9 protein-coding genes are annotated in these 12,279 nt (G+C 63.8%); 2 read left to right on the forward strand and 7 right to left on the reverse strand.

The features are described 5' to 3' along the window. A partial coding sequence (locus ACNQQL_RS26530; protein WP_347066838.1) for an FGGY family carbohydrate kinase occupies positions 1-643 on the reverse strand: 643 nt, incomplete at its 3' end. 449 nt (positions 644-1,092) lie between these two features. Here ACNQQL_RS26530 and ACNQQL_RS26535 point away from each other — a divergent pair. Next, complete coding sequence (locus ACNQQL_RS26535; RefSeq protein ID WP_347066839.1) at positions 1,093-2,466, forward strand: nucleobase:cation symporter-2 family protein; 1,374 nt, start codon at positions 1,093-1,095, stop codon at positions 2,464-2,466. A gap of 590 nt (positions 2,467-3,056) precedes the next feature. Here the strand turns inward: ACNQQL_RS26535 and ACNQQL_RS26540 are convergent. From ACNQQL_RS26540 to ACNQQL_RS26565, 6 genes are all read right to left on the reverse strand, one after another. After that, positions 3,057-3,710: a M35 family metallo-endopeptidase gene (locus ACNQQL_RS26540; protein WP_347066841.1), complete on the reverse strand. Its 654-nt coding sequence runs from the start codon at positions 3,708-3,710 to the stop codon at positions 3,057-3,059. Next, entirely contained in the window at positions 3,707-4,261 is a 555-nt protein-coding gene (locus ACNQQL_RS26545; protein WP_072442784.1) for a hypothetical protein, read from the reverse strand. The genes ACNQQL_RS26540 and ACNQQL_RS26545 overlap by 4 nt, the downstream gene beginning before the upstream one ends. A 10-nt stretch (positions 4,262-4,271) precedes the next feature. Continuing rightward, the gene (locus tag ACNQQL_RS26550) at positions 4,272-4,934 is read right to left on the reverse strand and encodes a PAAR domain-containing protein (protein ID WP_347066844.1); all 663 of its coding nucleotides are present in this window, start codon (positions 4,932-4,934) and stop codon (positions 4,272-4,274) included. Positions 4,935-5,206: 272 nt separating this feature from the next. Beyond that, complete coding sequence (locus ACNQQL_RS26555; RefSeq protein ID WP_347066846.1) at positions 5,207-6,730, reverse strand: efflux transporter outer membrane subunit; 1,524 nt, start codon at positions 6,728-6,730, stop codon at positions 5,207-5,209. Further along, positions 6,730-9,930: an efflux RND transporter permease BpeB gene (gene bpeB, locus ACNQQL_RS26560; RefSeq protein WP_072442778.1), complete on the reverse strand. Its 3,201-nt coding sequence runs from the start codon at positions 9,928-9,930 to the stop codon at positions 6,730-6,732. Before bpeB ends, ACNQQL_RS26555 begins: the two co-directional genes overlap by 1 nt. A 15-nt stretch (positions 9,931-9,945) precedes the next feature. Continuing rightward, complete coding sequence (locus tag ACNQQL_RS26565; protein ID WP_072442776.1) at positions 9,946-11,223, reverse strand: efflux RND transporter periplasmic adaptor subunit; 1,278 nt, start codon at positions 11,221-11,223, stop codon at positions 9,946-9,948. Positions 11,224-11,621: 398 nt separating this feature from the next. Between ACNQQL_RS26565 and ACNQQL_RS26570 the strand changes: the two genes are divergently transcribed. Then, positions 11,622-12,263 carry a TetR family transcriptional regulator gene (locus ACNQQL_RS26570; RefSeq protein ID WP_347066849.1) on the forward strand — a complete coding sequence of 214 codons (642 nt, stop codon included), beginning with the start codon at positions 11,622-11,624 and terminating at the stop codon, positions 12,261-12,263. Positions 12,264-12,279: the final 16 nt, after the last annotated feature.

Here is a 12,279-nt window from a genome sequence, read left to right on the forward strand (position 1 = left end):
GCGTACCGCTGCGCGCAGTCGACGCATGGACAGGCGCGAACCGGTCGGCCGGCAGGCCGAGCGCGTCGATCAAGGCCGTATCCCAGGCGCCGTCGGGCGTCGCGAGCGCGGTCGCGCACGCATCGCTCGGATCGGCCGCGACGTCGCCGCCGAGCGCGATGCGCAACCAGTCCTTCGGCTGCACGGCCCAGCGCGCGGCGCGCGGCGCATCGGGCTCGTGCGCGGCCAGCCAGCGCAACAGCGGGCCTGCCATGCCCGGCGCGACCGGGTTCGGAGCGGCGGGCATTCCGGCGACGGGCATTCCAGCGACGGACCAATCGGACGCGTCCGCTTCGCGCACCGCGCGCGTGTCGGGCCACAGCAGCGCGGGCCGCACCGGCTGCCCGGCCGCGTCGATCAGCACGACGCCATGCATCTGGCCCGAGAAGCCGATCGCCGCGACCTGCGTGCGCTCGCCGGCCGGCAGCCGCGCGGCCGCGCGCACGAGCGCCTGCCACCACGCATCGGGCGCGATCTCGGCCCAGCCGGGCCGCGGCGACGACAACGCATAGGGTTCGCTCGCAACCGCACGCTCGACGCCGTCGGCATCGAGCGTGACGAGTTTGACGGAGCCGGTGCCGAGGTCGATTCCGAGCAGGCGCATGACGTGACGGTGAATTCGAATGAACGGATGTCGATGATAACGGGATCGCGATACTCGCCCAGGCTTTTGCGGTCACCGCAGCGCAATGCGATGCACGGAAGCCGCGGTCGGCAGCCGGGTTTCGCCGGGCTGCACCTTGCGTGCAAAAGCGGCCGTTCGCGGGTTAACCCGGCGCGGTTTTCCGACACCCCTTTTTGCCACTATGCGGCCGCACCGATACACACCATAAAGCGGCCGATATTTGACATGGGGGCCGGCGCTATTTTGAAGGGCTATAAAACCGGGGAACCTCACTCCTGCGGCAGTTTCCCGATGATCGACACCCTGTTTCATGCCGAAATGGCATATCGAACCAGCAAAGAACGGAATAGTACCCAGTGCTCTTGTTGCACGGATTCATTCCGCATAACTTCGTATCACCCCGAAAACAAGATCATGGAGTGAGACAGATGCAATCGAACACGGTCCATCCGTGCGATGAGGTGCTGCCGACCGGCAAGCTGGTAACGCTTGGTCTGCAACACGTCCTCGTCATGTACGCCGGCGCCGTCGCCGTGCCGCTTATCGTCGGCGGCGCGCTCAAGCTGCCGAAAGACCAGATCGCGTTCCTGATCAGCGCCGATCTGTTTTCGTGCGGCATCGCCACGCTGATCCAGACGCTGGGCCTGTGGATCTTCGGGATCCGCCTGCCCGTCATCATGGGCTGCACGTTCGCGGCCGTCGGCCCGATGATCGCGATCGGTACGAACCCCGGCCTCGGCATTCTCGACATCTTCGGCTCGACCATCGCGGCCGGCATCGTCGGCATCGTGCTGGCGCCGACGATCGGCAAGCTGTTGCGATTCTTCCCGCCGGTGGTCGTCGGCACCGTGATTGCCGTGATCGGGCTGTCGCTGATGGAAGTCGGCATCAACTGGGCCGCCGGCGGCGTCGGCAATCCCGAATACGGCAGCCCGGTCTATCTCGGCCTGTCGCTGCTCGTGCTGACGCTGATCCTGCTGATCAACAAGTTCGGCCGCGGCTTCATCGCGAACATCTCGGTGCTGCTCGGCATCGTCGCCGGCTTCGTGATCGCGTTCATCCTCGGCCGCGTGAACACCGAAGGCGTGTCGCTTGCGCCGTGGGTCGGCTTCGTGATGCCGTTCCACTTCGGCTGGCCGCACTTCGACCCGCTGTCGATCGCGACGATGGTCACGGTGATGTTCGTCACGTTCATCGAATCGACCGGCATGTTCCTCGCGGTCGGCGACATGGTCGATCGCCCGGTCGACCAGGAGCGTCTCGTGCGCGGCCTGCGCGTCGACGGTCTCGGCACGCTGATCGGCGGCATCTTCAACTCGTTCCCGCATACGTCGTTCTCGCAAAACGTCGGCCTGATCGGCGTGACGGGCGTGAAGAGCCGGTTCGTGTGCGCAACGGGCGGCGTGATCCTCGTGATGCTCGGCCTGTTCCCGAAGATGGCGCAGGTCGTCGCGTCGGTGCCGCCGTTCGTGCTCGGCGGCGCAGGCATCGTGATGTTCGGGATGGTGGCCGCGAACGGCATCAAGGTGCTGTCGAAGGTCGACTTCGTGAACAACAGCCACAACCTGTTCATCGTCGCCGTGAGCGTCGGCATGGGCCTCGTGCCGGTCGTGTCGCCGCACTTCTTCTCGAAGCTGCCGCCCGCGCTCGCACCGATCCTGCACAGCGGCATCCTGCTGGCATCGGCCACGGCCGTGATCCTGAACATCGTGTTCAACGGCGTGAAAGGCGAAAAGGATGCGAAGTGCGACATCCGCCGCGCAGGGCACGACTTCGACGGGCGGCCGGTGGACCTGCACTGACGGATTGGCGGCACGCGCGTCCGATGGTGACGCGCAAGGTGCCGTGCGGCACACGCTTACGGCGCTGCTTCGCCGGATCATGGCAAGCGGCGCCGTCGCGCCAATCGTCAGCTCTACTTCACCTGACAAGGGCATTCATGCGGGCAGCCCGGGAGGAAGTCGATTTCTACTCTCCGGCCATCTTCCGTCATACCGTCGATATGATGCGCCGCGTAAAGCCTTGCGTCGACGTCGATCGGGGCTCTACCAAAGCCCAATGTGAATAGAATCTGCCTAACGTTTTCCGCACGTTGCTCGGCCAACGCGCGTGGTTCTTTTTCGTTAGCCTCGGCAAGGCCACCGATAGACGTACGATCGAGATTTGGGTACTTGAGTTGAAGGTCTATCGCCCAATTGGCCAACTTTACTAGTTCATTTCCGGGTATCTTGGCAGAATTTCTTTCAAACGAAATATCCAATGTACGTACCGGAGAGCAAGCGAACGCTCCAGACGTGAAAGCCGTCAACAGAATACACACCGACCTTTTCCACATATCGCCCTACCTTCACGTCCCATCGCATTCAACACGAATCGTGTCTTTACGTTGCGCCTAGTTCTCGTAGACAACATCCCCAGCGATGCTGTCCGCATTGTCAATTGCAAGCTCCGGGTGTGTCTTGGCGAATGTCAAGCACTCGCGCATCGAGTACCGATGATCGTGCGAACCAAATGTGTCGACAAAGTGAGTGCATTCATGAATCAACGTAGAGAGCATTGAGTCTTTCGCGCTGGATACGGCACGCATTTCGCAAAAATTCTCGTGGATGCAAATAGTATGCGTCGCAGTATCGGGGCCACATACATGAGCGACAACGCCATCTGGATTCTTGTTATTCGGCGTGCAGCCAAGGTATCGATCAAGCCTCTCTGACTGACGAACGAAATTCCCGGGCTTGAGATCATGCATCACGCGACTTACTGCTGAAAGACCGACTGACAGACGTTGGCGAATCGCTTCATCGCTTGAGCCGAACCACATTACGACGCGTTCACGTTCGACCGTCCCCCACTTGCTCAAATCCGCGAGCCGGACGTCAATCATTTTTACAGCACTGTCACGCAACGTTAGAACCGTACGGCGAAACTCTGCGTCTGTCATGTTAGGACAGATCGGTGGCCCGTTCGAGATTAATGCCTCGATCATGGACCCCTCTATCGTGTCCGTCACGGCTTCAGCAATTTCAACACGATTGTCGACTCTCACTCGCCCTCCTCGCTGATTTCAAGCTTTACCGATTCCGATCCCTGCGTAGCCACTCGCGCGGTATGGCCCTGTGCGCCGGTAATACCTGACGCCAGTACGTCACCACGGCGATTTGTAATCCAATATCGCACACCTGCAACCGGTTGCCTGGACTGCCTGTCGCGAATGACAAACTGCTGATCATAGACTGCCGTGCCACCTCTTGCCGTCTCGACACATGAGCTGACCTTCCCCGTCAACTGCGCTATCTCTTCGACGGTAAAGGTCATACTCATGCCGCGCTCAGCATAGAAAATCGGCGGAGGGTTGCAGCCGCAGACGTTGATGTCGCCGCTCAACGCCCACGGCTGGCCGTTCGGACCCGTGCCCGGCCAACGCGGCCCTTTCGGCGCGATGAATCCTTCCTGCTGACAAGCGCTGCAGTAAGTTTTCATGTAGAGCGTCGCAATATGCACACGCGGCGGCGGATTGGAGCAAGTAACGTGCTCCAGTCCTTCCGTAATCGTGGCGCTGCCGCCATGGTCCCCTCTGGCGAGAAAATATCGGATCATGCGGCCCCCCTCAGCGTGTCATGGCCGCACGCTTGATAACGGTGAAGGCGCCAGCAGATACCATGCCCTCACGTTCCGGGCTGTCCGTAATGACGTCGCCGTTGTCCACTGCGCTACCGACGAAAGCCAGCGGCTCGAAGTCACGGCTGTCCACGAGGCCGAGGCCGCTTATGATTCGGGCGGTCGATCCATCTGCATAGTGAATCAGATTACCGATGACGCCGGCCTTGCCGAGCCGGACGTCAGTGTCCCACGTACCGGTCACCTCGCGCAGCACGCCGCCCCGCGCCGTCGTCGCCCCTCGCACCGCCAGCCGGTAACGTCGCGGCGCAGGCGGCGGTACATAGGCCGGGTCGAACAATCCGTCGACGGGTTCGCCCACCGACACATGAATCCCCCATGAACGCTGAAGCGTCTCGACAATGTGGTCGCCGTTGCTCAATCGGCTACCTACCAGCGCAAACGGCTTGTCGCCGCCGACCGTATAATCGCCCGCACCGTCTGTGATAACGGCCTCACTGCCGTCCTCGTAGGTCACGATGTCGCCGACGCGGGCAACGGCGAGCCCGGCAACCGTCAGGCCACTGGTGGCCGCAGTCACCCGACCTCCTCGTTCCGTGAGTGCACCGATGGTGGCAAAGAGATGCGTTGGTGCTTGCTGCTCGTTACTCATCCGGATTTCCTCTCTCGGTCAATTTTTTAGAAGTGCCACGCACCCAAAATTGCTCGAACAATAGAGAAGAATCAATCAGACGAATTCTAAATTTGGATAACTAATCGTGATAAGGCGATGTCCGCCCCAAACTAGTCTGTAGTCGTGCGTTTGCCCAGACGTCGAATCTCGCACCTCTACCAAAAGAAAAACGCCACGGACTTTCGTCCGTGGCGTTTGTTTTTTGCGGGGCATGGGCGGTTGGCCGCCCGCATCGCGCCGGCCGGCGGCGCTCAGCCCTTCGCCACTGCGGTCGAAGCCGACGCAGGCGCTGCCGCCTTGTCGTAGTCGACCGGCTCATCCGGCGCGCGCGGCGTCTCGCCGGCGCGCTGGGTCCAGCCGCCGCCCAGTGCGCGGTACAGGTCGACCAGGTTCGTCCAGCGCGCCAGACGCGCGCTGATGAGCGTCTGCTGCGCCGAGTACAGATCCGTCTGCGCGGTCAGCACCGACAGGTAGCTGTCGACGCCGTTCTTGTAACGCAGGTCCGACAGGTCGAAGCGGCGCTGCTGCGCGTGCTCGTTGCGTTCGAGCGCGGCGATCTGCTGGTCGTACGTGCCGCGCGCAGCCAGCCCGTCCGAAACTTCGCGGAATGCCGACTGGATCGCCTTCTCGTAGTTCGCGATCTCGATGCGCTTCTGCACGTGCGCGAGATCGAGATTGGCGATGTTCGAACCGCCCTCGAAGATCGGCAGCGCAATACTCGGCGCAAACGACCACGCCGCCGTACCGGCCTTGAACAGGCCGCCGAGCGTCGGGCTCGCGGTGCCGAACGCCGCCGTCAGCGATATCTTCGGGAAGAACGCCGCGCGTGCCGCGCCGATGTTCGCGTTCGCGGCCAGCAGCGTCTGCTCGGCCTGCATCACGTCCGGACGACGCGTCAGCAGGTCCGACGGCAACCCGGCCGGCACGTCCGTCAGCAGGTTCTGCGCGTCGAGCGGCATGCCCGGCGGCAAATCGTCCGGCAGCGGCTCGCCGATCAGCAGCACCAGCGCGTTCAGCGCCTGCGCACGCGCACGCGCCTGCGCCTGCTGGTTCGCGAGCGCCGTCTCGACCACCGTCTGCGCCTGGCGCAGCTCGAGCTCGGAGCCCGTGCCGTTGTCGAACTGCAGCTTCGTCAGGTCGTACGACGCCTGCGCGGTCTTCAGCGTGTTCTCCGTGACCTTCAGCAGATCGTCGGTCGACAGCAGCGTCAGGTACTGGTCAGCCACCTGCGACACCAGCGAGATTTCCGACGCCTGCCGCGCGTATGCGGTCGACAGGTACTGCGCGAGCGCCTGGTCCTTCAGGCTCTGCACGCGGCCGAACAGGTCGAGTTCCCACGACGCGGAAAGCCCGACGTTGTAGCTGCGCGAGATGTACGGCGCACCGGTCGTCGACAAGCCCTGCGGTACGCGCTGGATGCTGCCCGTACCGGTGCCGTCGAGCGTCGGGAACAGGCCCGCGCGCGTGATCTGGTACTGCGCGCGCGCCGCCTCGATGTTCAGCACCGACACGCGCAGGTCGCGGTTGTTCTTCAGCGCGATCTCGATCAGCCGCTGCAGGCGCGGATCGACGAAGAATTCGCGCCAGCCGATGGCGGTCGCCGCCTGGCCGTTCGCGCTGCGCGCGCCGGCAGCGCCCGGCTGCGTCGCGTAGACGCCGCCGGCCGGGTACGCCTGTGCGACGGGCGCGTCGGGCCGCTTGTAATGCGGCGCCATCGTGCAGCCCGTGGCAAAGAGCGCGACCGCGATTGCAGTCAAAGCGTGTTTTTGCATCATCACTGTCCCTTGTTGCCTTCGTCGCCGTTGCCCGGCTTCTCTTCGTGGTGCGAGTGCTCCTGAGCCAGGCGCAGCGCCTCGTCGACGTCTTCCTTCTCGCCGCTGAAGATCGCGCGGATCTTCACGAAGAACATCGGGATCATGAAGATCGCGAGGAACGTCGCCGTGATCATCCCGCCGATCACGCCCGTACCGATCGCGTGCTGGCTCGCCGAACCCGCGCCGTTGCTGATCGCGAGCGGCATCACGCCGAGAATGAACGCGAGCGACGTCATCAGGATCGGACGCAGCCGCAGGCGCGCCGCTTCCAGCGCGGCCTCGATCGGCCCCATCTTCTCCGACTGCTGCAGTTCGCGCGCGAACTCCACGATCAGGATCGCGTTCTTCGCGGACAGGCCCACGGTAGTCAGCAGGCCGACCTGGAAGAACACGTCGTTCTCGAGGCCGCGCATCGTCGCCGCGAGCAGTGCGCCGATCACGCCGAGCGGCACGACCATGATCACCGAGAACGGGATCGACCAGCTTTCATACAGTGCCGCGAGACACAGGAACACGACGAGGATCGAGATCGCGTACAGGATCGGCGCCTGCGAACCGGACTGGATTTCCTGGAACGACAGGCCGGTCCACGAATAGCCGATACCGACCGGCAGCTTCTTCGCGAGCCCTTCCATCGCGGTCATCGCCTGACCGGTCGACTTGCCCGGTGCGGCCTGACCCTGGATTTCCATCGCCGAAACACCGTTGTAGCGCTCGAGCTTCGGCGAACCGTACGTCCAGTGACCGGTCGCGAACGCGCTGAACGGCACCATCCCGCCCGACCCGTTGCGCACGTACCAGATGTTCATGTCCTCCGGCGTCATCCGGAACGGTGCGTCGGCCTGCACGTAGACCTTCTTGATCCGGCCGTCGGTGTCGAGGAAGTTGTTCACGTACTTCGACGCCCACGCGATCGAGAACGTCTGGTCGATCGCATCCGCCGTCACGCCGAGCGCATTCGCCTTCTCGCGATCGATGTCGACCTTGTACTGCGGCGTGTCGTTCAGGCCGTTCGGGCGCACGCCCTGCAGCGTCGGATCCTTCGAAGCCATCCCGAGCAGCTGGTTACGCGCGGCCATCAGCGCGTCGTGACCGAGACCGGCGTTGTCCGTCAGCTCGAAGTCGAAGCCGGCGGCCGTACCGAGTTCAGGAATCGACGGCGGGTTGAACGGGATCACGATCGCGTCCTTGTAGCCCGCGTAGCGCCCGAACATCCGGCCGATCAGCGCCTGCACCTTCTGGTTCGCATGCTGACGCTGCGAGTAGTCCTTCAGGCGCACGAACACGAGACCCGAGTTCTGGCCGCGGCCCGCGAAGCTGAAGCCGTTCACCGTGAACGCCGATTCGACGATTTCCTTCTCGTCCTTCAGCAGGTAGTCGGAAATGTTCGCGAGCGTCTTCGCGGTCGTTTCCTGCGTCGAACCCGACGGCGTCTGCACGATCACGAACATCAGGCCCTGGTCTTCATCGGGCAGGAACGACTTCGGCAGGCGCACGAACAGCAGGCCGACCGCGACGATCACGACCAGATAGATGATGAGCCAGCGGCCCGAACGCTTGATCACGTGGTGCACGCCGACGTGGTACTTGTCGCGGCTATTGTTGAACGTGCGGTTGAACCAGCCGAAGAAGCCCTTCTTCTCTTCGTGATGCCCTTGCGGGATCGGCTTCAGGATCGTCGCGCACAGCGCCGGCGTCAGAATCAACGCGACGAGCACCGACAGCACCATCGCCGACACGATCGTCAGCGAGAACTGGCGATAGATCGCGCCGACCGACCCGCCGGAGAACGCGACCGGCACGAACACCGCCGACAGCACGAGCGCCACGCCGACGAGTGCGCCGGTGATCTGGCCCATCGCCTTGCGGGTCGCCTCCTTCGGTGACAGGCCCTCTTCCGCCATCACGCGCTCGACGTTCTCGACCACCACGATCGCATCGTCGACCAGCAGGCCGATCGCGAGCACGAGGCCGAACATCGACAGCGTGTTGATCGAGAAGCCCACCAGCGACATGATCGCGAACGTGCCGAGCAGCACGACCGGCACCGCGATCGTCGGGATGATCGTCGCCCGCAGGTTCTGCAGGAACAGATACATCACGAGGAACACCAGCACGATACCTTCGAGCAGCGTCTTGACCACTTCCTCGATCGACAGCTTCACGAACGGCGTCGTGTCGTACGGATACTTCACGACGAGGCCGTGCGGGAAGAACGGTGCCAGCTCATCGATCTTCGCGCGCACGGCCTTCGCGGTCGCGAGCGCGTTCGCGTTGGTCGCGAGCTGGATACCGAGTGCCGCGGTCGGCTGACCGTTGTACTTCGTGTCGAAGTTGTAGTTTTCGCCGCCGAGGCCGATCTGCGCGACGTCCTTCAGGCGCACCTGCGAGCCGTCCTGGTTGACCTTCAGCAGGATGTTGCCGAACTGCTCGGGCGTCTGCAGCAGCGTCGATTCGGTGATCGTCGCCTGCAGCACGGTGCCCGGCTTCGCCGGCGTGCCGCCGATCTGGCCGCCCGCGATCTGCACGTTCTGCGCGGTGATCGCCGAGCTCACGTCGACCGGCGTGAGGCCGTAGTTCGTCAGGCGGGTCGGGTCGAGCCAGATCCGCATCGCGTACTGCGAGCCGAACAGCGTGACGGTACCGACGCCGTTCAGCCGGCTGATCGGATCCTTCACGTGCGACGCCACGAAGTTCGCGAGGTCGTACTTGTTCATGCTGCCGTCTTCGGAGTTGAAGGCGAGCACCAGCAGGAAGCTGCTGCTCGACTTCGTCACCGACAGGCCGAGCTGCTGCACGACCTGCGGCAGGACCGGCGTCGCGAGCGACAGCTTGTTCTGCACCTGGACCTGCGCGATGTCGGCGTTGGTTCCCGGCGCGAAGGTCAGCGTGATCGTCGCGTTGCCCGAGTCGTCACTCGTCGACGACATGTACAGGAAGTTGTCGAGACCGCTCATCTGCTGCTCGATCACCTGCGTCACCGTGTCTTCCACCGTCTTCGCGGAAGCGCCCGGGTAGTTCGCGGTGATCTGGATCGATGGCGGCGCGATCGTCGGATACTGCGAGATCGGCAGCGTGAAGATCGCCGCAACCCCGGCCAGCATCAGGATGATGGCGATCACCCACGCGAAGATCGGGCGATCGATAAAAAACTTTGCCATGAAACAGGCTCCCTGTTATTGCGCGCTCGAAGCAGCGGCGGCACTCGCCGGCGCGGCGCCCGATGCAGCGGCACCGGAAGCGGCGGCGGCGCCGGAACCGGCGGCAGCCGGTGCGGCGGTTGCGGCGGCGGCGTCCGATGCGGCACTGGCCGCCGGTGCGAGCTGCGCCGGCACCGACTTCACGGTCGCACCCGGGCGTACCTTCTCGCCGCCCTGCACGATCACGTGATCGCCCGCTTGCAGACCGCCTTCGACGATCCAGTTCTGGCCCTGCATGCCCGTCGTCTTCAGCGGACGCGGCTCGACCTTGTTGCCGGCGTTCACCACCATCGCGATCGCCTGGCCCTTCTGGTCATGCGTGACGCCGATCTGCGGCACCAGGAACGCGTTCTCGTTCACGCCTTGCTCGATCCGAGCGCGCACAAACATCCCCGGCAGCAGCACCTTGCCCGGGTTCGGGAAGACCGCACGGATCGTCACCGAGCCGGTGGCCTGGTCGACCGTCACGTCCGAGAACTGCAGCTTGCCCGGCTCCGCATAGGTCTTGCCGTCCTCGAGGATCAGCGACACCTTCGCCGCGCCCGGGCCGCTCGTCTTCAGGCGGCCGCTCTGCACGTCCTGGCGCAGCTTCAGGCCTTCGAGGCTCGACTGCGTGAGGTCGACATACACCGGGTCGAGCTGCTGCACCGTCGACATCAGCGTCGCCTGGCTCGCCTGCACGTACGCGCCCGGCGTCACTTGCGAAATGCCGACGCGGCCCGTGATCGGCGACACGACGTCCGTGTAGCCGAGGTTGATCTGCGCGGTGTCGACCGCTGCCTTGCCGGACGCGACGTCCGCCGCGGCCTGCCCTTGCGTGGCCACCGCGTTGTCGTAGTCCTGCTTGCTGACCGCGTTCGCGGCCACCAGCACCTTGTAGCGCGCGACCAGCGCGTTCTGCGTGGCGAGGTTCGCCTGCGCCTTCGCGAGCGTCGCCTTCGCGCTGTTCAGCGCGGCGATATACGGCGCCGGATCGATCTTGTAGAGACGCTGGCCGGCCTTGACGTCGGTGCCTTCGGTGAATTCACGGCGCAGCACGATGCCGTCGACCCGCGCGCGGACCTGCGCGACGAGGAACGCGCTGGTGCGGCCGGGCAGCTCGCTGAAGACCGGTACGGCTTGCGGCTGGACGGTGACGACGCCGACTTCCGGCGTTTGCGGCGGCGGTGCCGATTCTTTTTTTCCGCATGCAGCCAGGAAAACCGCGGCTGCCGCGACAGTGATCAAGCGGTATGGAACCCGTTCGACGCGCATGGAGCGACCTCTGTGTGTAACCAATGGAATAAGTGCAGCACCCGACGGGAGCGCAACACGGATGCGCCTCGCGGCGCAGATCGAACACCTGAATTACTGGACTGCTGGATACGGCACGTCGGCACGAAACCTCCATGCCGACGGGATGCAGCGAACTGCGGACTGGTACTAGGGCGGGAATCAGCAGAGTGGGATATTAACTGATTGCCACTTGGGTCATTCGATCGTAGGGTGGTATTGTATATACATTCACGAATGTATGTAAAAAGCCCGTTTGTGTCGCGCAGACCGTCCAGTCTTACGAATTATTACCAGTCGCAAGCATAGCCAATCCGCATGACGGCAAAGAGGGTTGCGGACCCTATATTCACCTACGATCGATCCAATCAGGCCTGCACATGGTCAGACGTACCAAGGAGGAGGCGCTCGAGACGCGCAATCGCATTCTCGATGCCGCCGAACACGTGTTCTTCGAGAAGGGCGTGTCGCACACGTCGCTCGCGGACATCGCCCAGCACGCCGGCGTCACGCGCGGCGCGATCTACTGGCATTTCGCGAACAAGAGCGAGCTGTTCGACGCGATGTTCGACCGCGTGTTCCTGCCGATCGACGAGCTGAAGCGGATGCCGCTCGACGCACCGGGCGGCAATCCGCTCGAGAAGATCCGCAAGATCCTGATCTGGTGCCTGCTCGGCGTGCAGCGCGACTCGCAGTTGCGGCGCGTGTTCAGCATCCTGTTCATGAAGTGCGAATACGTCGCGGACATGGAGCCTCTGCTGCAGCGCAACCGCGCGGGGATGAGCGAGGCGCTGCACATGATCGACGCCGATCTCGCGGTCGCCGTGCGGCTCAAGCTGCTGCCCGAGCGGCTCGATACGTGGCGCGCGACGCTGATGCTGCACACGCTCGTCAGCGGCTTCGTGCGCGACATGCTGATGCTGCCCGACGAGATCGACGCCGAGCAGCATGCGGAAAAGCTCGTCGACGGCTGCTTCGACATGCTGCGCTACAGCCCGGCGATGCTGAAGGAAAGAGTCTGATGGCACGGCGGGTGCC

The sequence above is a fragment of the Burkholderia sp. LFS061 genome (assembly GCF_047978125.1).
GTDB classification, from domain to species: domain Bacteria; phylum Pseudomonadota; class Gammaproteobacteria; order Burkholderiales; family Burkholderiaceae; genus Burkholderia; species Burkholderia pyrrocinia_C.